The organism is Serratia sp. CoH_122_TC_1 (genome assembly GCF_058191755.1).
The window spans coordinates 17,536-39,873 of sequence record NZ_JBXWLA010000021.1; the positions used below are offsets into that span (position 1 = coordinate 17,536).

At 49.5% G+C, this 22,338-nt stretch carries 14 protein-coding genes and 2 pseudogenes; 9 read left to right on the forward strand and 7 right to left on the reverse strand.

All coding sequences use genetic code 11. The features are described from left to right. Positions 1 to 389 precede the first annotated feature (389 nt). Positions 390 to 1,013 (forward strand): DNA-binding protein, encoded by a 624-nt coding sequence (locus AC2FC2_RS22770; RefSeq protein ID WP_129942245.1) that lies wholly within the window; start codon positions 390 to 392, stop codon positions 1,011 to 1,013. Between the two features lie 246 nt (positions 1,014 to 1,259). Here the strand turns inward: AC2FC2_RS22770 and AC2FC2_RS22775 are convergent, their stop codons facing one another. Beyond that, positions 1,260 to 1,538 (reverse strand): hypothetical protein, encoded by a 279-nt coding sequence (locus AC2FC2_RS22775; protein WP_128865618.1) that lies wholly within the window; start codon positions 1,536 to 1,538, stop codon positions 1,260 to 1,262. A 486-nt stretch (positions 1,539 to 2,024) separates the two neighbouring features. Between AC2FC2_RS22775 and AC2FC2_RS22780 the strand changes: the two genes are divergently transcribed. Beyond that, positions 2,025 to 4,727, forward strand: a complete 2,703-nt coding sequence (locus AC2FC2_RS22780; protein ID WP_128865624.1) for a TrlF family AAA-like ATPase — start codon at positions 2,025 to 2,027, stop codon at positions 4,725 to 4,727. Positions 4,728 to 5,222: 495 nt separating this feature from the next. Then, positions 5,223 to 5,528: a hypothetical protein gene (locus AC2FC2_RS22785; protein ID WP_165366496.1), complete on the forward strand. Its 306-nt coding sequence runs from the start codon at positions 5,223 to 5,225 to the stop codon at positions 5,526 to 5,528. Here the strand turns inward: AC2FC2_RS22785 and AC2FC2_RS22790 are convergent. From AC2FC2_RS22790 to AC2FC2_RS22810, 5 genes and pseudogenes are all read right to left on the reverse strand, one after another. Continuing rightward, positions 5,524 to 5,690 (reverse strand): annotated as a pseudogene (locus tag AC2FC2_RS22790) (IS6 family transposase); the annotation flags it as partial. The gene AC2FC2_RS22785 and the pseudogene AC2FC2_RS22790 overlap by 5 nt on opposite strands. 154 nt (positions 5,691 to 5,844) lie before the next feature. Beyond that, positions 5,845 to 8,319 carry a DEAD/DEAH box helicase gene (locus tag AC2FC2_RS22795; protein WP_128865617.1) on the reverse strand — a complete coding sequence of 825 codons (2,475 nt, stop codon included), beginning with the start codon at positions 8,317 to 8,319 and terminating at the stop codon, positions 5,845 to 5,847. 552 nt (positions 8,320 to 8,871) lie between these two features. Beyond that, the gene (locus AC2FC2_RS22800; RefSeq protein ID WP_128865616.1) at positions 8,872 to 9,141 is read right to left on the reverse strand and encodes a PAAR domain-containing protein; all 270 of its coding nucleotides are present in this window, start codon (positions 9,139 to 9,141) and stop codon (positions 8,872 to 8,874) included. Continuing rightward, entirely contained in the window at positions 9,138 to 10,292 is a 1,155-nt protein-coding gene (locus tag AC2FC2_RS22805) for a type VI immunity family protein (protein WP_128865615.1), read from the reverse strand. The genes AC2FC2_RS22800 and AC2FC2_RS22805 overlap by 4 nt, the downstream gene beginning before the upstream one ends. 16 nt (positions 10,293 to 10,308) lie before the next feature. Further along, positions 10,309 to 11,397: a VRR-NUC domain-containing protein gene (locus AC2FC2_RS22810; RefSeq protein WP_128865614.1), complete on the reverse strand. Its 1,089-nt coding sequence runs from the start codon at positions 11,395 to 11,397 to the stop codon at positions 10,309 to 10,311. Positions 11,398 to 11,972: 575 nt separating this feature from the next. On the opposite strand from AC2FC2_RS22810, the gene AC2FC2_RS22815 reads away from it, so the two are divergent. Both AC2FC2_RS22815 and AC2FC2_RS22820 read left to right on the forward strand, forming a co-directional pair. After that, positions 11,973 to 12,545 (forward strand): cytochrome b/b6 domain-containing protein, encoded by a 573-nt coding sequence (locus AC2FC2_RS22815; protein WP_001515348.1) that lies wholly within the window; start codon positions 11,973 to 11,975, stop codon positions 12,543 to 12,545. Positions 12,546 to 12,744: 199 nt separating this feature from the next. After that, positions 12,745 to 13,668, forward strand: coding sequence for a cation diffusion facilitator family transporter (locus AC2FC2_RS22820; protein WP_000167917.1), 924 nt, complete (start codon positions 12,745 to 12,747; stop codon positions 13,666 to 13,668). Positions 13,669 to 13,924: 256 nt separating this feature from the next. Here AC2FC2_RS22820 and AC2FC2_RS22825 read toward each other — a convergent pair whose 3' ends face one another. Next, positions 13,925 to 14,566, reverse strand: coding sequence for a recombinase family protein (locus AC2FC2_RS22825; RefSeq protein ID WP_001567361.1), 642 nt, complete (start codon positions 14,564 to 14,566; stop codon positions 13,925 to 13,927). Positions 14,567 to 14,733: 167 nt separating this feature from the next. On the opposite strand from AC2FC2_RS22825, the gene AC2FC2_RS22830 reads away from it, so the two are divergent. The 4 genes and pseudogenes from AC2FC2_RS22830 to AC2FC2_RS22845 all read left to right on the forward strand — a co-directional run bounded on the left by AC2FC2_RS22830 (position 14,734) and on the right by AC2FC2_RS22845 (position 22,328). Next, positions 14,734 to 17,721: a Tn3 family transposase gene (locus AC2FC2_RS22830; RefSeq protein ID WP_000124025.1), complete on the forward strand. Its 2,988-nt coding sequence runs from the start codon at positions 14,734 to 14,736 to the stop codon at positions 17,719 to 17,721. A 26-nt stretch (positions 17,722 to 17,747) separates the two neighbouring features. Then, positions 17,748 to 20,476 (forward strand): annotated as a pseudogene (locus AC2FC2_RS22835) (Tn3 family transposase); the annotation flags it as partial. Between the two features lie 501 nt (positions 20,477 to 20,977). Beyond that, positions 20,978 to 21,574 (forward strand): fimbrial protein, encoded by a 597-nt coding sequence (locus AC2FC2_RS22840; protein WP_175320712.1) that lies wholly within the window; start codon positions 20,978 to 20,980, stop codon positions 21,572 to 21,574. Between the two features lie 52 nt (positions 21,575 to 21,626). After that, a complete protein-coding gene (locus AC2FC2_RS22845) occupies positions 21,627 to 22,328 on the forward strand; it encodes a fimbrial biogenesis chaperone (RefSeq protein ID WP_112913013.1) in 702 nt (233 codons plus the stop codon). Positions 22,329 to 22,338: the final 10 nt, after the last annotated feature.

Consider the following 22,338-nt stretch of genomic DNA (forward strand, 5'->3'; position numbering starts at 1 on the left):
TGATGTTTTGTCCCCCGGGCAGAATGCCCGGCAGGACGATGTATCTGTCGCTGTGCTGACAGACCCTCAAAGCATAAACGATTGAGAATGTTAAACAATGGCTTGTAATGCACAGAGGTACAGAAAAATTACGGGATACAGGGATACAGGGATACAGGGATACAGGGATACAGGGATACAGGGATACAGGGATACAACCGTTCATAAAAGAAAAAGTGCAGATCCGCTTATGCCGTTTTTCGGATCTGACTGGAAAAAGAGAGACACTGACTATATTGTGCGTACTGTATGTATTAACCGTATCGTACTGTATTGGTTGTATTGGCTGTATTGTATATTTTTCAGACACAGGATACACTGTGCATATAACGCACCCACGGAGACACTCCATGAGCAAACTGCCTTCCCCCGACATGGTCCGTCGCATTGAGGACGCCGCGGCGGCCCTCATCGCAGCCGGCACCCCGAACCCGACCAACGTCCAGGTACGCGACCACCTCGGCGGCGGCTCGCTGGCCACCATTTCCCCGGTGATGCGCGCGTTCCGCGCCCGGCAGCGGGCGCAGGAGAACGACCAGGTGTCGGCGCTGCCGGCTGAGCTGGCGCAGCTGCTGACCGGTCAGTTGACCCTGCTGTGGCAGGCGGCCGTTAAACAGGCGGAAACCGGGGCGCTGGCGGCCCGCGAGCAGGCCGACGCCGATATTGAGCAGGCCGACCTGGAGCGCGACACCGCCCTGGCGCAGGTGGCGACGCTGGAGAGCGAGCTGGCGGTGCTGCGGGAAGTGGTCACCGAGCGGGACCGTCTGCTGGCAGAGGTCCGTGAGCTGCGGGCCGAAGCGCTGCCGCTACGCGAGCAAGTGGCGCGACTGACCGCCACCGACGAACACCAGGCGGCGCAGTTGCTGGAAACGAAGGCGGAGCTGAAGGCCGCAAGAGAGGAAAACCGGACCTTGCAGGGCGAACTGCTGGCCCTGGCGCGTCAAGAGTTGACCGGCGGGAAGGCGAAGGCATGAAGACAGAAGTCCGGAAATGCGTGAAAGCATTTCGTCGGACGCTGGAGCTGGCCGCTGGCGAACATAAGGAGCAATGGAATGGAATGGCTCGCTGGCGCACGGATGTCAGGGCATTTCCGGATGGTTTATGATGTGGTCCGCTTGGAATTAGGAAATTATCCCACGCCAAGACTGTTTTGGGGCTGAAGCTCGGTGGAACAAAACTCACTCTGCCTGCAATAGTTAAAAAAGGGGGATTGCCCCCCCTCACTTACCATTTTTACGGTTTTTTTCAGACTTTACGAGCTGATTGATTCGGCCTGGGGTAAGGTTCAGCATGCGACTAACCTCGGCTTGTGATCCGACTTCAGCTACGAGAGCGGCAACGTAACGAGATTTCCCGGATGAGGTCATTCCCTGGTAAGTTGCCCTCGCGTGTTTAGACTGCGTCTCTTTTAGCTGGGTTAATGCTTCTTCGACTTTGCCAAAGCCGATCATCGTTGCATCTTTTAACGCCTTGATCGCATCTGTTTCTGGTTTTGCCATTAAAGACACTCCTTTTGTTTAGTTTTTTATTACTCTTTTTCCTTGTCAAGGCTAGATTACACAATGGTTATTTGTGATTCAAACCTTTTTTTAGCTAAAGATTTTCGTTTAGCTTTTTGAGGGGCTAAATTAAACGAAGGGAAGAAAAAAGCCGCAGTTGCGGCTCAATCAGTGGGCGGTCCTGTTAACCCTAATTCAAGGTGGTACCGCCTGATCTTCAGCAACTGCTAACTGGCCAGTTGGGACTGCAGTGGCTGGCGGTCCGTAAGTATGGGGCAGTTTGGATATCGAAAATTATTGTACGTTTAGGCTATTTTTTGACCTTTCGATTTTAGAAGGTGCTTCGTTCCGATAACCGGGTAATCCCAAACGTCGTTTGTAATGCCCCACAAAGCCGTGACGTTACTGTGGTGCGCCTGTTAAGTCTGGCTTATGATTGAGCGCACACACACAGCAGGTAAACAGCAGGATACGGAGAATAAAAAAATGAAAGGCTCTGAGTGGAATAAATGGGATTTGCATATTCACAGTCCCATGACGTGGATGGCAAGTACATTTAAAGGTCAGGAAGATATTCCGGCATTTATAAAAAAACTGGGAGAGTCAGGAATAACGCTTATTGGTCTGACAAATTATTTTTTCCTGGCAGAAAACGAGATTGAAACCATACGAGATGAAATAGATAGGCAGGGATTGAATATCACTGTTTTGCCAAATGTAGAATTCCGTCTCGCACAACCAAACAAACAGGGAGACTGGATAAACATCCATTGTTTATTCTCTGAAAAAATCCCGACCTTTAAGATAAACCAGGTATTGTCAAACCTGACGATAGCAACGAAATCTGCCGCAGGCAGACCTGTTTATTGTTCAGAGTTGAGTCTGAAAGAAAGTGGAAAAAGTATTTCCGAAATCACTGTCAACTTCGAAGCTCTTTGCGAACATATTTCTTCGCATTTTGAACTTTTCCGCGAAGCCATTATAGCTGTCTGTCCAAATGGCTATGGTGGCTACAGGCCAAACGGTGAGGGGCGATCCAAAGAGGTGGCAACACAGATAGATCGTGAGGGGCATATAATTCTCGACAGCTCTCAGGACTCTCTACCTGTTAGGAAGTTTTTCTTAATGACAGATCGCTATCCCGGCGCTAATAAAAAACCGGTCTTCAGGTGTTCAGATGCACATGGCCTTGAGAAAACAGGCACGTTATTTAGTTGGGTAAAAGCAAAGCCAAGTTTTGAAGGTCTCCGCCAGACGCTGCTAGAACCAGAGGCCCGCCTGAAACTTGAGGAAGACTGGCCGCGGCAGCGCACTGCGAAAGTGCATTTCAGCAGAATAGAGGTCGAGGGGAAGATTTTTGATGGTCAGGAAATCCGCTTCAAAAAGCTTTCAATTCCACTTAATGAGGACATGGTCGCTATTATCGGCGGCCGGGGTACCGGTAAGAGCCTGATACTGGATGGCCTGCAGTCGCGGTTTACGCCATCACGCCCTGAAAACGTACGCGCACGTCCTGTATCGCCGCAACGGCTTTCTGTCCAGCTCAGTAAAACAGATGGGGAGTTTAAGGAGTTTGACGGCATTGATAACTCTTACAGCTATCTTCACGTTTCTCAGGGTGAAATTAAGGATCTGTGTCAGGAGCCTGAAAAAATCAGCGATGAGATAAAGAAAATGCTCCGTCTTCCCCCCCAGTCCTTCCCTGTACCGCTCAGAAACGAGCTGGAATCGAACCTGAATGAATTCCGCAGCCTGTTCGAATTCTTCAATATGAAGAATGAGAAAGGTCAGTTTATAAACCGCGAGGAATATCATACCTCGACTATTTCTGCTGTACAGAAACATATTGATACACTGACCAGCGAGAAAAATCGCGAACTAATTAGAATATTTCAGGAAAATGGTAAAAGCCTTTCGAATATTAACTCTAATCTAAACTGGTTAAATAACTTCCTTAAACAATTATCAGATAAAGAAAGCGAATTAAACGACCAAATTGACTTCATCAATGCGAAGGGAGCTGAAGAACACGTCATACCTCATGTCAACTTCGAACCACAGCGTGGCGTTATCAATAATAAGATCATACTGGCGAAGTCAGAATCTGAAGTAAAGGGAGCGATAAATCATGATATTATTAATCAGTTCCGGCAACAGGGAATAGAACAAGACATATCCGGTCTTCTCGATAAAGTCACCGAATATCAGCAGATGATTAACCGTGCTGAACTTGAGCGTGAAGAGTCGCAGCGCAGGCTGGAACTGGGTAAGAAAAATCTCGAGAACAGAAAAGAGCTTATTAATCGTGTTCTATCACATATCCGGCAGGAAAAGGAAACGGTGGATGCGGCGTTCAATGCCCTTACTGAACCTAAGGAGCATTATACTGCTGATCAGCAGACTCTTGTGGTGGAAATCCTGCAGGATATCGGGATTTATGGTGAGGTGACGTTTGACCGGGATGCGTTTTATGCGGGTGCCCTAAGATGCATGAACGGTGGAAAATTTCGCGCCTCAAGGGAGGGTGAAACCCAGACCGACAAACTTGCAGCACTTTTCAACGTTCACTCCGTTGAAGATTACACTCGCCTGATCAGCAATGAAAATATCCTGAAGATTCAGGACGACAAACAGACAATGACAGACATGTCTCTGAATAATCTGTTGTGGAAGCAGGAATATTTTAACAGTGCGGGGCCTCACGAGCTTCTGGCCCACCTGTTCAGTCCGGACAGGATCTCCGCCTATCTGGGCGTCAAGGCGCAGTTTACCTATAAAGGTAAGACCGTCGAAAAGCTTTCTGCTGGTCAAAGAGGTACGTTCTATGTCTGCCTCAAGCTCGCTACTGATCCGTTTGGTTCACCTTTTGTGTTCGACCAGCCCGAGGACGACCTTGATAACGACTTTATCATGCACCATCTCGTCCCACTGTTCCGTAAGATAAAGCAGTACAGGCAGGTCATCATTGTGACTCACAATGCCAATCTGGTAGTGAACTGCGACGCTGAGCAGGTTCTGGTGGCCAGCAACAATGATGAGGTGATCACCTATCGCTGCGGAGCGCTGGAAGCAGGAGAGTTGGCGCACGGAAACACCATGCGTCAGGCCATCTGCAACGTGCTGGAAGGCGGACATCTTGCTTTTGAACAGCGTGAACGTAAATACGGTCTGCTGAGGCCAGCTCTCTAGCGTTATCAGACGGTGGGCAGCACTGGCTGTCCATCATCCAGGTACTGTGTGGTGCATGTATTTTTCAGATTGCTTATTTTCAGAGTAAAAAAGCGGAATTGGCCTTCAACCCCCTAGGCTGAAGCCTAGCAAAATCTAAAAGGTCAAAAAATATCCATAACGTAAAATAATTTTCGATATCCAAACTGCCCCCAAGTAGGCTGACTACGGCATCGATCGGGCCGACCAGGAACGCGACGCTGCCTTGGCAACGGTGACACAGCTGGAGTCCGAACTGGCGGTACTGCGGGAAGTGCTCGCCGAACGCGATCGGCTACTGAGTGAGGTACGTGAGCAGTGGGGCGACTCACTGCCGCTGCGCAAGCAGGTAACCCCCCAAGTCTTATCACTTAGCTGGGGTATAAGGCGGTCAGCAACACCCCCGTTACCGCCGCCACCCCATATGCAGACGTGCAGGCGTCTGATACTCAAGAGATTATACCGCAGTCTCCAGTAATGGCTACCATCGCCAGCGCAAACAACGTAAGGCTGTTAGTTATTGATGAAGCCGGAGACGAAGACTGGATCGATGAGGACGGCACGCCGTTCCTGCAGACCGTTCACCTCCGAGGTACGATGAGTTCAACGCCCTCATTGACGCATTTTTCCCCTGAAATTGACGGCAAAGGGCTGACTGAGGAGCATCTGCAGGAGGCAATGCAGATCCTGGATCAGTTTCCACCAGACTGGCACATCGAAGACCTTGACACGGGCGAACGGTATGACATGCGCCAGCTTCAGGTAAAACTGCATCATCTATAACCCAACGATGCAGAGTGGAGTGGTCAACAAGAATACCGCGCTCTGCCATCATCTCTTCGAGGGTACGCAGGCTCAGGGCATAAGCGAGATACCAGCGAACACACTGAGCGATAACATCAGTGGGGTATGCAGGCGACGGAAGGCTTTTCGGATGAGAGACATGGGCAGGCAACATCGTAAAAAAAACAGCATGTTACCTGACGACGCCTTAATGCGACAGAACCGTTTTATCAGTCGGGGCAAGATGACGGTGGCTCGCAAGCGAACTTTAATCGTGCATCACCCGACACCGAATAACGGGCCAAAATGATATACGTCACTTGGCACCTTGTGCGACCGTGCACAACGCCTCAATATCTTCCGCAGAAAGTTTGTGATGTTTAAGTTGTTTATGCACTACTTGCGCGTCAGCATACCCGCCATTACTGGCCAACGAGATCGAATATGCTTGAATCGCATTGCGCATCCTAGTAAGCCCTTGTCCGTTGACGATTCGAATATCGGAATGGGGCGATGCAGCATGTTCAAAGATGGTCTTGGGATGCACCAAGATGGGCGTCCTTGTACAGGTGTGGCCGTACTTTTCATCAAACCAGACGATGGACCCATTTAACTGGTTCGTATCATGTTTGGAAATTCGTTCGGCCAGTACAGCTCCGCTCTTGCATTCGATCACGAAATATCGTGAGTTACCGAGAGCCCAAAGGTTATCTGGTCCTCGACCTACTAGATCTTCTGGCCTTTCTGATCCGAAACCGAGAAATACTCCTAGTTCCTTTATGGCAGCCTCAAACCGCTTTGACCCTTCTTCACCCCACTGTAGATCATCTAATAACCCGTTGACCCAGATGATGAGGTCGTTACCTTCGAGAAAGCGCGTCATAAAGTTAACGGCTGCGGCCGCTTGTCCGCTGGCTGGTGCACTGAGACGATGGTATGTCGTTCCTGCCAATGGCTTAAGAAGCCGGTAGTTGTCGCTGAGCGCAGCCAGTTGCAGTTCCTGCGCCTCTGAAAGGTCAGTAAAATTCGTGTACGCTGCTAGCTGCTGTTTCAGGTAGCCTTTGATCTGACGCTCACTCGTTGCGTTCACCGCTATCTGAGTCTTGTTCTTGGCGATATCAGGTCGCGACACGCGTGCCGCATCGAAGGCCTCCCGCAAGAGCACCTGATTAGCGTCAATGCGTCCCTCTGCGATAGGAGGCGCGTTCACAACCGCATTACGGCCAGCCTGCACCCAGTTGTCGTCTTGGGCCAGACATAGGTTCATAATCTCTTCAAGCTTCTCGAGCGATTGCCCACGCAACTGCTCCGCCACACTTTTGCCGAGGTCAATCTGAGCGCGAGTGGCGGAAGAAAACATCGTTTCGGCCTCAGGTTGATGGAGTCGTTGCGTCAGCCTGCCACCAAGCAATAGTACGACACAATGATCGTCACTGGACCGTACACCACGACCCATTCCCTGTTCGATTCTCTGAACTTGACGCACAAGCTGGCGTTTGGTTCCGTCCAACAGTGACATTTCGCGCCGTTCGCCGAGCCCGTAAACCTCCGGCAAGCCGTCAATAACGAGCAACTCACAGGCCTTTCCTGGCAAGTCGATACCGTCGTATTTATTGATCAGCACGGTTAAACCCAGAATACCGTCCTTAAGATGCTGTATACCTGCTTGAATGTTGTCCTTGTCAAGAGTTTGATGCGCGACATCTTTCCAGAATTTCGCTCGCTCTTTAGAGGGGACGATAACAACGACGTTCAGGTTCTTTGCGATCGCTGACACAAGTTTGCGGATCTCCTCCATCTTGAAGTCCGGATTGATCTCTTGTGGAGCAAGAATCATGCGGTCTCCAATATCGCCACCTCCTTTAGGTCGAATCGGCTTAACGACCTCATCCGCCAAGGCCCCGAAGTGGCTCACTAGGATTGTGTCGTCCGCTAAGGTGGCCGTCATATAGATCCGCCGCTGTGCAGTGTCGAAGGACGGAATGCGATCGATCGGGATGAAATGTGGCGAGATTTCTAGTTTGCCACCGCCGAACAGGCAGGTGCAAAGCGGGATACAATCGCGCAGCAAGGGCCAACTCCACTCCAACGCTGCGGAAGCCCGTTGATTATGCAGCAGCTCGATGACTTGCTTTTGATGAGACTGCCAAGCCCAATAGGGCACCTCCATCACGATACTAGGGTCTAGGGCCTGCACGTCGAGCAGACCGGCCGGTGACTGATTTTCCAAGTCGTTCTCAAAGAGATTGAGTAGGCCGTCATATACCGGTGTGCCGACATCGGCCTTAATCGAGAACTGGTCGTGAACCACGCCAAGGCATGCATGCGCATCGTCGACAACAACACAACCGATCGGAATCTTCTTCTGTCCGACTCCAAAAACCGATCGTGCGTTGAAGAGCTTCCACACGTTGGCAACAAGGATGGCTCGACCTGCAAGGAAGTCGGGGTCCTTCTCGTCATCTGTAGCGGGAATTCCAAGCTCCTTCGCCTCATGTAGTACCTGATTGACAAGGAAGCTATCGGGCGTGATGTATACGGCGGGCTTGATGTTTTCGTTAAGCGAACTCTGCAAGCACAGCAGGCCCACTACAGTCTTGCCGCCGCCGGTATTCATCTTAAGCGTCAAATCTTTGGCCTTCCTCCGTGCATACCAAGCGTCGAGTACGTCAGCCTGCTCATCCAGAGGCCGCTTGAAACGGGCGTCTCTCTTGAGCGTAGTAAATATTTTTCTCGGATCAGTTTGCTTTGCACCGATACCCGCATTCAGCTTGCCAAAGTCTAGGCTCATATAACAATCTCTAGTTAGGTTTGGGCCATGTAAATCGCCACTGTTTTCTATTATGTATTACAATGACCATACAACGAGATAGTCACTGCCCCCAATTGAAACCTCAAAATACTCTGTGCCCAGATAACTTATCTGTGAGCTAGGAGAAAAAACAAGGAGTCTAGTTCCATCAGTCCATAGATGACTGCTCCCCGTTGATTAATGCCCCCTCGTCATCGCAGTCAATACTATCTTTTTTCTCCATCAGAACGCTCCCGGTCAATCTTTGTTAACTGCGCATTAAGTTGATGTTGGGGTTGTATGCCGGAACCCCAGAAAATTCCGTCACCAAAGCTAAAAACTGCCTGATTTGTATGACGTTGAATAAATAACGGGTTATGTGACAGATTTTAACGTCAAAACCGTCGTTTTGTGATGGTCACTCAACCGGTCGTTTGTGTGACAACACCTGCAGTTACTGGGTAGCAGAAAAATCTAGGATTCCGGCGTAGAACCCCAGAGAGAGCACGTAAGCCCATCGAGAAAACCTAAACCACCGTCTCTGGTGTACCTCTATGCTGATGCCACCAACTTGCAGCCACCAGGGCAACCACAGGTAACTTTGTGTCCTTCAAGGGCAATCTCCACACCGGCAATATTGGCCAGTGTGCTGCCTTCACTGATCATGCCGGTTACCTTACAGGCCGGGCAGAAAACAGGATCGCCTTTGCGCGCGAGCGCCTGAGTTTGATTGGCCAAGGGGGAACCACTGAGCACGTTGCCCCCGGTGGAGGTGGTATCCCCCACCAGGATCACTTTTTTCCCCTGTATGATCGTTCTCATGACCGTAGGGCCTGACCATGGCTGTCGTCTTCGACTTCACTCGCCAAATCCCACCAAATCACTTCCCCCTCTTTTCCTGCCGGGGCCATTTCGCCTTGCTTGATAATTCGCATGGTGTGAGGGAAGGAAGGAGTAGTCCAGTTACCGCTCACCAGCGCCGGGGTACCCGATTTTAATGGCGACAGTGATAATGGCCCCTGGTCATAACGGGCGTACCAAGCTTGGGTAGATAGCTCATCAAAATGATTGACCCCGTAGAAGTGCAGGGAATGGCCTTCTTGGTGTTTAACACGTATAGGGCGGATCAACTGGTTGACGGCCAGATATTGCGGTGATAATCCTGCCGCCAATGGGGTTAAATCTGGGTATTGTCCGGCGCGGATTAACAGCCCACCAGGATAATGTTCAACGCCGATCTCCGGGTCATGGGACAGCATCTGGCGTACCCAGTCCTCACCGCCTAACCGTTTGATATAGCGCTTGTCTAAAACGGTGATCCAATTAACACCACGAGTGCTGTGGTTATAATGCCTTTTCGTAGCAAAGGCATTTGTATTTACTTGTAGCGGTGGAAAACGTCTTGCTAATTCATATTCTAGGGAGCAATAGTCATCATAATCTCGTGGTAAGATTAAGCAATATCCGCAGTCTCCGCTGTCGGGCTCCAGTTGTTGGCACAGGTAAGTTAACCAGTCATTGAAACGCGCCATCCCCTGGGTTTCTTTAAGGTAAAACCACGGCAAAATCAAACTGAGATAAGAGTTTTCATCATCATCATCATCACCAGAATCGATATAGTGCATCAGGCAGTTGGGGGCTTCTGACATATTTTTCGCATCGCTGATATACCAGCCACCGTAGTCATAAACACCTTTATTACGGATGCAGCCTTCCACTTTGGCGATATTTTCAGGCGTGTACTTCTTCATCCCTTTAAATTCATGGGCATGAAAACTTAAATGTGTAGCAAACTCGTCACGGAAGCGGCTAAAGCAGGCCAGTATCTTTTCTCGCTTTTCCAGAGTGTAGCCCTGTTTAAAAAACAGGGTGATCGACAAGCCCAACCGACTGACGACCACATCGTTATTGTCGGTAAAGGTAAATTCCGGCACCCGTTGTTCCAGCAATGCCGCATATTCGTGGTGTTGCATAGTTGCTCCTAATAAATTATTGCGCTACGGCCAGGGTACCGCCGCCCACCGCCGCCAGTGCAGAAAACAGCGCGGCGGCGGCGGCTCCGCCTGCTGCTATGGCCGCCGCGACAATGGCCACCAAAGCAACCAGAGCAGCCGCCACAGCGAGCGTAACGATAATGACAGCCACAACCTCAGCAGCCTGAATAAGCAGTTGCACCGTACCCTTACCAATATCGGAAAGTATCTGCACCCAATCGATCTGCTTTAAATACTCCAGGGTCATCTCCGACCCTAACACCACGGTTCGCCATAAGTCCTGGCACTGCTCTACGCTCCAGGTGATGATTTCACCTGTTTTTTTGCTCACCCAGGAGAACACATAATGAGTTTGCTGGGTGAGGGGGTCGAGCACTTGCTCGCAGAACCAGTCCCCTTTCTCGGAGACCCAGGCACCAAATTGGCGAAACATCTGCCGGGTACTCTCGCTGACATATTCCCAGCCTTCTTCTGCCAGGCTGGAAACCTCATGGCCAAATCTTACCCAGTCTTCCACGGAGGGCATAAAATCCCAGGGTGAGGTGCTCAATAACGGCAGATTTTTATGCAGTGGCTGCGGGATACTTCCTGGTGTTCCTTCGGGCGGAGTTACAGGCTGTGGGTGCTCACTGTCTTTGCCACCTTCTTGCAACGGAGGCAAAATATACCGTTCCGCACTGGGTCGAGTCGCAGTATTGTATTCTTTATCGTACTGCTTTTGTTTCTCGGTACGGTTATCATCAACACGCAGAACCCCAAAACGTGCATCCGTTGCTATTGATGAATAATCTATACGTTGTCCATCTGACAATGTGTCCCCTGGAAATTTCACTTCGATCAACATCTTCAAGTTATTATTATGAAACTTGCCATCAAAATAAGTGGCTGCGCGCCCAGGCCATCGCTTATCCTCTTTTTCTACCAGAATAATGTCCGGGCGACGTATTCGGCTAACCTTATGCTTTATCCAATCCTCGGCTGAAGGACGGGCAAAGGGGTTGGTGGATTGAGGCAAATCCTCGCCATATTTCTTCTTCGAAGCTGCACTGCTGGCCAGCATGGGTAGGGGCACAGGTTTTGCCATAGCAAATACGACCTCGGCCTTATAAGGGGTCAGTTTGGATATCGAAAATTATTGTACGTTAAGGTGATTTTTTGTACCTCTGAGCTGTGGTAGAGCTTGACCACTTTGACAGGCAGCTTTGAGCGAGAAGCGGACATTGCAGACTGCCCAGTAGAAAAAGTGCTATCAGAATTATCTAAAGGAAGATCGTATTTACCATGTCTCATTCTAACTGTTTAATAAATTACAAAAATTAAAATTTCCATTTAATATCATCGCGTTAAGCAAGAGAATTAAACCTCTCATTTAATTTATGATTCTTATTTAATTCATGAGTTGGTGTAAAAATAGGTTGCCGCACTATAGAAAGACACATATTTAAACCCAGCAGGAAATCATATTTGAAAGTAATGTGTTTAAGGGGCTGCGTAACAAGAACAGCAAGTAAACACATAGTAATAACAGTTACCATTCCCATTTCGCAAGTGGCCATATCAGAGGTGAACTAATACCTGCTGCAATTTTAAGAATTAAGGTTATCCTAATAATTCTTTTGTATGATTAAGATCATCGATAAATTTACTAAGGACTCATTAATGAAATTGCGACTCTGGAATCTATTACCCCATGATTACGCTCCTTTTTTTCGTATTCTTCACATCATTGTGGCATTTCTAATATTATCACAAATTATTAACTCTAATCTGACAGAGACCGAAGCAATTGGTGAACATAGTCTTGAAGGAGTTATAACCTGGATGCACATTATTTCAGGGTTAGGACTGATTATTTGTGGTTTTATTATGTTAAGTTGGATGCTTACTCAAAGAGGTTTTACTTATTATTTTTCATGGGTAGGGCTTGACTTTAGTGGTATTAAGCAAGATATAAAAACGTTGACTAGTTTCCGACTGCCCGATGCACATTCGGGAGGTATTGCCAGTACAATCCAAGGATTTGGAGTTCTAGCATTGCTAATTGTAGCACTTTCAGGTGGCCTATGGTTCTTGTTGAATACCATGCAGTCAAATCTGGCTGAAACAGTAATCCACTGGCATAAGTTCTTTACTACTTTCATTGAGGTCTATTTTTATGCACATGGTGCAATGGGAGTTTTGCATATTTTAATTGAAAAATATAAAAGCCGCTCAGTTAACCTAAGTGACTAATCTGTTGTGAGATAATATTACTTCAAGTTGAAGAAAACCCTAAAAATAAAATTTAGTTTACTAGAAGATGAAACAGCACTTGCAGAGACTTTTTAATTAAATTTAATAAAAACGAAAAAATATTCATGGCGAAATGATTGTTTAATTATCTATCATGGATAGAAATGTGAGTTAGTCGTCCTATTTTAGGAAGTTAATAATGACTAAAACAAAAGGGTTACCTCGTCCGCTGACGCACTACGCTTGGCTTTCCATTGCCACGGCTATTGCCACTATCGGACTCAAAGGTGTGGCGTGGAAAATGACCGGTTCGGTCGGTCTGCTATCTGATGCCATCGAATCCGTAGTTAACCTCGCAGGAGCCCTAATGGCGCTCTGGATGCTGACCTTGGCTGCGCTTCCGGCCGATGAGAACCATGCATATGGGCACGGCAAAGCCGAATATTTCTCGAGTGCTTTCGAAGGATTTCTGATCCTATTGGCGGCAGCCAGTATCGCCTATACCGCAGTTGAGCGGATGTTAACTCCACAGCCGCTTGAGGAGATTGGTCTCGGATTACTGGTTTCAACAGTCGCATCAATCCTTAATTTTGTGACGGCTCGCATTTTGTTAAGGGCTGGCAGGCAGCACAACTCTATCACTCTTGAGGCAGATGCTCATCACCTGCTGACCGATGTCTGGACGTCGGTCGGTGTCATTTTTGGTGTCGGACTGGTTTATCTGACCGGCTGGTTTTGGGTCGATCCGATCGTTGCATTGCTGGTCGCAGCCAACATCGTTTGGACTGGTTATCAGCTTATGAGTCGTTCAGCTGCAGGTCTGATGGACGTATCGCTACCCACGGAAGAACTCAAAAAAATCGAGTCACTGCTGGCAGGATATCGTGAACAGGGGCTTGATTTCCATGCACTACGTACACGCCAGGCTGGCGGGCGGGCGTTTATGACAATGCACATCCTAGTTCCTGGGCGATGGACTGTTCAATATGGGCACGACTGGGCCGAGCGTATAGAGAATGATATCCGCACCGCACTGCCTTTTATCCATATCACCACTCATGTGGAACCGTTGGAAGATCCCGCGTCAATGAACGACCAAACGCTCGACATTTCTGATCACTAAACTAACCACATGTCGCTGATCGGGCAGGGTAACAAACCTCGCTCTACAAAAATTTCAGGTATTCTCTATAATTCTGAGGGTACTTGATGTGACCTGCGCCCAATTGTTGGGCACGCAATATTTTTAAAAAGTCCGCTTCTGGCACACAGCGGACTTTCCTTACATAGATGATGCGTCAGGCTGCTAATCACAAAAGTTGTTACAGGGCGCTAACTATTAGGCCATGACTGCAAATAAACACCGTTATTCCAGCCTTTCAGGCAGTTTCATTATTTTTATGAAGCGCTTGTATCCGGCAAACCTGTGAAGCACTGTAGCCTGTAGCATCCGCCGTTTCCCGGATACTCAGTTTCTTTACCTGCCGGTAGTACAGGACTTTCTGATGCCGTTCCTGATCGGCCTGCTTACCCCGGTACTTTCCAATTGTATGAGCCCGCTCGATTCCCTGTTTTTGCCGCTGGCGGCGGCTCAGCCAGTCCTTATGTGACATTGCGGCCATCAGATCGATAAGCATGTTATTGATGGCGGTTATTACTGCGCGGGTTATCGGGTCGGCCTGCGAAGGGTCCTTATCTGACAGTGCCTGCCATGATGTGGGCACATCAAGACTGACAATTCGCAGCTCATGTTGTTCTATCTGTTTTTTTAGCGTCATCCAGTCGCTGTTGCTGAGACGTGTCAGACGGTCTATCTGCTCGACCAATAAAATATCATTGTGGTGACTGTCCATCAGTAAGCGCCCTAGTTCCGGGCGCTCAAGTTTTGTGCCACTGATATTTTCCCGGTAGTAGCTGGCGATTTTATGCCCCCGTTCCTGGACGAACTGCTCCAGCATCTCTTTTGCCCGATCGGCGAACTGGTCTTCCGTCGATGCCCTTAAATAAGCTCTGATGAACATTTTCCCACCGCGTTATCGCATTTAGGTTATTGCATTTATTCTATCGCATATAGGTTATGTCATTTATCGTGTGCCGTCACGTTTTGGTTGTGGCGTCAAGGTGTACCCTTATGCGATAAGCATTTCTGTTAAAAATACCGCATCGGATAATTTACGAGGGAAACTATATGGCAAGGAGGCAGATTCTTTCTCTGTCGGAAAGAGAATCATTACTGGCATTACCGGACGAAGAGTTAACGCTGACCCGGATGGCGTATTTCAGTGAACATGATCTGGCACTTATCAGTGCCCACCGTAAACCTGCCAGCCGTTTTGGTTTTGCCGTCCTTCTTTGCTATCTGAAAAATGTCGGCTTTACCCCGGATAAAAAAATCCCTCCCTCTGATGCGCTGCTGAAGCATATCGCCAGCAGGCTAAAACTTACCGGGGATCTCTGGCCAGCTTACCTTTCCGGCAGGGAAACTACGCGACGCGAACATTTAACCGAACTGTACCGCTATCTTGGCTTAAAAGCGTTCACCGGCAAAATACAGCAGGACTGTATTACACACCTGCTGCCGATGGCGACGCGCACCGATAAAGGTATTCTCCTGGCCGAAGAACTACTGGTCTGGCTCCGGCAGAACAACGTGATAATCCCCTCGATTGATGTCGTGGAGCGTTCCTGTGCTGAGGCCATGGCAGGCGGCGATAAAATCGTGTTTCAGACCCTGAATGCCCCGTTAACTCCGGCTCACAGGGATGCTCTGGATTGTTTACTTGAGTCATCGGATAATCAGTCTTCCAGGCTGACATGGCTTCTGCAACCTCCGGGTAAAATCAATGGTAAGAACGTGCTGCAACACCTTGATCGGCTCAGTAGCATTGAATCGCTGGCATTACCGGAAGGTATAGATCGTACCATTCACCAGAACCGGTTGCTGAAACTGGCGCGGGAAGGCCGAAAGATGAGCAGCCGGGATTTGACCCGATTTTCAGCAGCCCGGCGTCATGCGATCCTGGTGTGCGTGCTGGAAGAAGCCAGAGCCACACTGACAGACGAAGTGATTGAGTTGCATGAGCGAATGCTGAACAGCCTTTTCAGCAAAGCCAAAAGAACACAGGCTGAGCGCCTTCAGCAGACCGGAAAGCTGATCCAGTCAAAACTGAGGCAGTACATCAATGTCGGTCAGGCGCTGTCTGATGCCCGTGATTCCGGGGGAGATCCATGGCTCGCAATAGAAAACATACTCCCATGGCCTGAATTTGTCGCCAGTCTGGAGGAAACACGCCATCTCGCCAGAAAAAATAATTTTGACCCGCTGCATATTATTACCGAGAAATACAGCACATTACGGAAATATGCCCCGCGCATGTTGTCAGCTTTACAGTTAATCGCAACTCCGGCAGCGCAACCTCTGGCTGATGCGCTGGTTGTGATCAAGGATATGTACCGGAAGCAGTCACGTAAAGTTCCGGCCACCGCGCCGCTTGAGTTTGTCCCAGAAAGTTGGCGCAAGGTGGTAATTACACCTGCGGGTATTGACCGGCAGTACTATGAATTTTGTGCGCTCAGCGAGCTTAAGGGGGCGTTGCGTTCCGGGGACATCTGGGTCAAAGGTTCACGCCGCTACAAAAATTTTGATGATTACCTCATTCCCGAAAAGGACTTTGACAAACTCACACCGGCGCTGCCACTTCCCGTATCTGCTGATTATCATGAGTACATTACCAGCCGTATGACCCTGCTTCAGTCCAGGCTTGAAGAGGTCAATGCCATGGCTGCCCTTGGTGAACTGCCCGATGTGGAAATATCTTACAGGGGCGTAAAAGTCTCTCCGCTGGATAACAGCGTTCCGGTGCAGGTTTCACCGCTGGCAGAGCTGGTTTACAGCATGCTACCGCGCCCTAAAATCACGGAAATTCTCGATGAGGTAAACAGCTGGACGACGTTTACCCGACATTTTTCGCATATAAAAACTGACATTACCCGTCCCGATATCCGCCTGCTTCTCACCACCATTCTTGCGGATGGCATCAATCTTGGCCTGACCAAAATGGCGGAAGCCTGCCCCGGTAGCACCAAATCATCACTCGAAGATATTCAGGCATGGTACATCCGCGACGAAACCTATTCAGCAGCCCTTGCAGAGCTGGTAAACGCGCAGGGGAAAAGGCCGCTGGCGGCATTCTGGGGAGACGGGACAACATCATCATCAGATGGACAGAATTTCAGAACAGGCAGATCAGGCCGCTACGCAGGGCAGGTTAACCCAAAATACGGGCAGGAGCCCGGACGTCAGTTTTATACCCATATTTCGGATCAATACAGCCCGTTTTACACCTGCATAATCAGTCGGGTCAGAGATTCAACCCATGTGCTCGATGGCTTGCTGTACCACGAAAGCGACCTGGAAATCAGGGAGCATTACACCGATACAGCGGGTTTCACCGATCATGTCTTTGCCCTGATGCATCTGCTGGGATTTGCGTTCTGTCCGCGAATCAGGGATCTCCACGACAAGAAGCTATTTATCAAAGGGAAAGCAGGCCAGTACCCGGCGCTTCAGTCACTGATATCAACAACCAGCCTGAATCTGAAAGAGATCGAAATTCACTGGCGTGAAGTGCTGCGTCTGGCAACCTCGATAAAGCAGGGAACCGTGACGGCATCCCTGATGCTGAAAAAGCTTGCCAGCTACCCCAAGCAAAACGGGCTGGCCAAAGCACTGAGAGAAATTGGCCGTATTGAACGAACTCTGTTTATGCTCGACTGGTTCCGCGATCCTGCACTGCGTCGGCGGGTACAGGCGGGGCTGAATAAAGGTGAAGCCCGTAACGCGCTGGCGCGAGCGGTATTTATGCACCGGCTGGGAGAAATCAGGGATCGAAAACCGGAAAATCAGAGCTATCGCGCCAGTGGACTGACGCTCCTGACAGCTGCCATATCCCTGTGGAATACCGTCTATATGGAAAGAGCTGTCGATGCTCTGAAGCGTAAGGGAGTGAAGATCAACGAGCAACTGCTGTCGCATTTGTCCCCGCTAGGCTGGGAACACATCAATCTGACAGGCGATTATATATGGAAAAGCAACCGGATACCGTCAGCCGGTAAGTTTCGTCGGCTGAGGCCAGCTAAATTAGGCAGGTCAAAAAATAACCTTAACGTACAATAATTTTCGATATCCAAACTGACCCCTATAAGCACGAACGCTATGCTCAGCGGGAAAAAATCTGCGTGCTGTATGGTTACCGCCCGTGGTCATCTTCGCTGTCTTCACAACTTGAGCAACAGGCCGCCCACATTGTTCACCGCGATGTTACTCCCGGTTTTGTCGCCACTGAGTTGATCATCTGGCTCAACGCGCACAAAATCATCCGACCCGGCTATACCACTCTCCAGGAGCTGGTAAGTCGGACTCTTTCTGATGAAAGGCTGCGGCTGGGACGCATCCTGACTGAGCAACTTGATGACGCCACCATCGATGGTCTGAAAAAACTGATTGAACGCGATGATACCCTTTCCCGCCTGGCGATCCTCAGGCAGGATGCACGTGATTTCGGCTGGCGCCAGATGGTCCGGGAACGGGAAAAACGGGCCATACTTGAGCCATTGCACCGTAAAGCCTGCGACATCCTGCCGGCACTGAATATTTCTCAGCAGAATCTGCTTTACTACGCCAGCCTGGCAAATTTCTATACCGTTTATGATCTCCGCGAACTGAAGCCCGATCAGACCCGCCTTTACCTGCTGTGCTATGCATGGGTTCGTTACCGCCAGTTCAGCGATAACCTGGTGGATGCGATGTTTTTCCATATGAAACAGCTCGAGGATGAAAGCCGCAGCTTGGCTAGCCAACTCATGGCTGATATGCAGGAAAAACACCGGCGTGAAACGTCTAAAATCGGTCGTCTGCTGTCGCTTTACGTTGATGACAGTGTTCCTGACCCCACCACATTTGGCGAAGTCCGCCGCCGGGCCTGGAAAATCATGCCCCGGGAGACGCTGAAAACCACCGCACAGCGTATGAGTGTAAAACCCGTCAGCAGACTGGCGCTGCAGTGGCAGGCCGTGGATGGCATGACGGCATTAATACGGCGTCACCTGCGACCATTATATCTTTCACTCGATCTCACCAGTGTGGTCCGGGACAGCCCGTGGGCTGAGGCGCTGGACTGGCTCAGAATGGTGTTCAGCAAAAAGCAGACGCTTTTGCAGCGGCCACTGGCTGAATGTCCACCAGAAACGTTACCAGCGCGGCTGCGCCCATACCTGCTTGAATTTGGTGAAGATGGTGAGCCCACGGGCCTGAACGCCGGACGCTATGAGTTCTGGCTCTACCGCCAGATAAGAAAGCGTTTCAGGCGGGTGAGTTCCACCTCAATGACAGTCTCCGCCACCGCCATCTTTCTGATGAACTGGTATCTGAGGGGGAACAGGCCGCTGTCCTGGCTGAAATGAATATCCCGTTTTTGCAAAAGCCGGTTAAATCGCAGTTGAAGGTGCTGGAGTCCGAACTGCACCGGCAGTGGAAAGCCTTCAACCGTGAGCTTAAGCAGGGGAAGCTGAAACATCTGGAATACGATAAAGAAACGCAGAAGCTGACCTGGCATAAATCAGTGGTCAGCCGTCATAAGGCACAGGAGACGCGATTTTATGAGCAGTTGCCATTCTGCGATGTGACAGACGTTTTCCGGTTTGTGAACGGCCAGTGCCGGTTTCTTCATGCCATGAAGCCGCTGCAACCTCGCTATGCCAAAAAGAATGCCGATGCAGACAGCCTGATGGCGGTCATCGTTGCCCAGGCGATGAATCATGGTAACCATGTGATGGCACGAACCAGCGATATACCGTTCCATATGCTGGAAACCACGTACGAACAGTACCTCCGCCTGGCGTCGCTGGTCACGGCCAATGACTGCATCACCGATGCCATAGAGGCACTCCCAATTTTTCCGCACTATTCGTTTGATCCGGAAACGCTTTATGGTGCCGTTGACGGGCAGAAGTTTGGCATTGAGCGACCGACAGTAAAGGCACGATATTCGCGTAAATACTTCGGCCGCGGTAAAGGCATGGTGGCCTACACGCTACTGTGTAATCACATCCCGATCAACGGATACCTGATTGGTACGAACGACTATGAAGCCCACCATGTCTTTGATATCTGGTACCGCAACACCTCAGAGGTGAAACCCACGGCCATCACCGGCGACATGCACAGTATCAACAAAGCCAACTTTGCGATCCTGCACTGGTTTGGCCTGCGCTTTGAACCGCATTTTACGGACCTGAACAGGCAGTTGCAGGAGCTGTACTGCATCAAAGAACCATCGACCTATAAAAAATGCCTGATCCAGCCCGCCGGACAGATTGACCGGGACCTTATCATCCGCGAGAAAAGCAATCTCGATCGCATCGTCGCCACGCTGGGGCTGAAAGAAATGACTCAAGGGACACTGGTCCGCAAACTGTGCACGTATACCACGACCAATCCGACAAGGCAGGCACTATTCGAATATGATCGGCTGGTACGCAGCATCTACACGCTGAAGTATCTGCGCAATCCGCAGCTGGAACGCAACATCCGGCGTTCCCAGAACCGGATTGAATCTTATCACCAGCTGCGAGCCGCAGTGGCCAAAGTCGGCGGGAAGAAGGAGTTAACCGGGAAAAATGACATTGAAACAGACATCAGCAACCAGTGCGGGCGTCTGATTTCCAACGCAATCGTTTATTACAACTCGGCGATCCTTTCGCGCTTGCTGGAACGACTGGAAGCGGAAGGCAATGCCAAAGGCATTGAGGCTCTGGGCCGGATATCGCCAGTGGCCTGGCAGCACATTTTGCTGAATGGACATTATACCTTCCAAAGCAGCGATGAAATTATTGACCTAGATGCGCTGGTTGCCGGGCTGAGACTGGGGTAACGGAAATTTCGGCGGTTCCGGCGTAGAACCCCTTTTTGGTAAAAATCAAACTTTGCAACAGTGCCCCCCAAAATCCCTTTATCTGTTGACCGCCTAAAAAAACAGTGACTCAACGTTTGCTAACCGACTTCCGTCGTTAATGCGACAGAGCCTGGAATATATTTAATCGATTTTACCTATCAATTTATTGCTTATTTAATATTTAAACAATTATTATTATTGCTGTATTACGGTATAGGATCCGCACCAAAATGGAACGGGTTATCGAGGGGGTATACTTTTCCCTTGATCATGATTGTAAAAACAAGGTTCCTGCGCTGTTGGCAGTGACCAATATTGCCTGTGAATATGGATGTTTGATGTATTTCCTGGGTGACAGTCAGCATTTCCATTTTAGTTAGCGCATAGGGTTACGGGACGGAAAGATTGCATTCCTTATCTTCTGTGTGGATTAACGACTATACCAATTATTTTCGATAAATTCCGACATAGGATACTAAAATGAAGAAAGTATTACTCTCCGCAGTAGCGACCGCTTTTCTGGGAATGTCAGTTGCGCACGCGGCAACGGAAAATGTAGGCGGTGGTCAGGTTAACTTTTACGGTAAAGTAACCGATGTATCTTGTACTGTTTCTGTTAACGGCCAGGGCAGTGATGCGAATGTTTACCTGTCACCTGTAAGCTTGGCTGAAGTTAAAGCAGGCGGTGCTGACACTTACCTGAAGCCAAAATCTTTCACCATCGACGTGACTAATTGCCAGGCGGCTGACGCACCAGTTACTGCTGACAAACTGGGCGTGAATTGGACCGGCGGTAACCTGCTGACTGGAGCTACTGGCAAGCAAGTCGGTTATTTGGCTAATACTGAAGGTACCGGTGCGCAAAATATCCAACTGGTACTGTCTGCTGACAACGCGACTAACCTGACCAATAAAATCATCCCAGGTGATGCAAACCAGATTAAAGCAACCGAAATTGCCGACTTGGGCGAAGGCAAGCGCTTCACCTACTACGTTGGCTACGCAACTGCTACGCCAACTACTGTGACCAGCGGTGTGGTTAACAGCTACGCAACTTACGAAATTACCTATCAGTAATCTACTGAACAAAAGCGGCAGGAGACCTGCCGCTTTCATCTTTGAGGTTATGATGAAATTTATTGCCCTTTTTTTCTGTTTCATTTTCAGTTTCTCAGCATTTGCAAACAACATTATCGTCAACGGCACACGCTTTATTTATCCGGGAAATGAAAGAGAAATAACGGTGCAGCTGTCGAACTCAGCTGACAGGCCCGCGTTGACGCAAGCCTGGTTGGATAATGGCGATGCCAATGCGACGCCAGACACGATCAAAACGCCATTTTTAATCACGCCGCCGATCTCGCGTGTCGATGCTAAAAGCGGGCAGACCTTAAGGATCAAGCTGGCTGACAAAAGCGGTTTGCCGACGACCAAAGAAAGTTTGTGGTGGTTGAACGTGCTGGAGATCCCACCGAGTAACACTGGCCGGCAGCTGGAAAGTCAGAACGTATTGCAACTGGCGATCCGTTCGCGCTTTAAGTTCATCTATCGCCCAAGCAGTCTGGGGAACCGCGAGGCAGCTCCACAGCAACTAGTACTGAGAGCCTCCGGCAACAAACTGACTATGAACAACCCAACGCCTTTCTATATTACCGTGACTAAAATTTCACGTGATGGCGGCGATGCGTTGAATGACCGGACGGTGATGCTGGCGCCTCAAACCGCCATGACGGTGACTGTTAACTCGGCAGTCAGAAATGGTGAGACGCTGGTCATCAATAACATCAACGATTACGGTTCGGATATTGCAATTAAGAATACAGTAAAATAGGGAAGTTTTA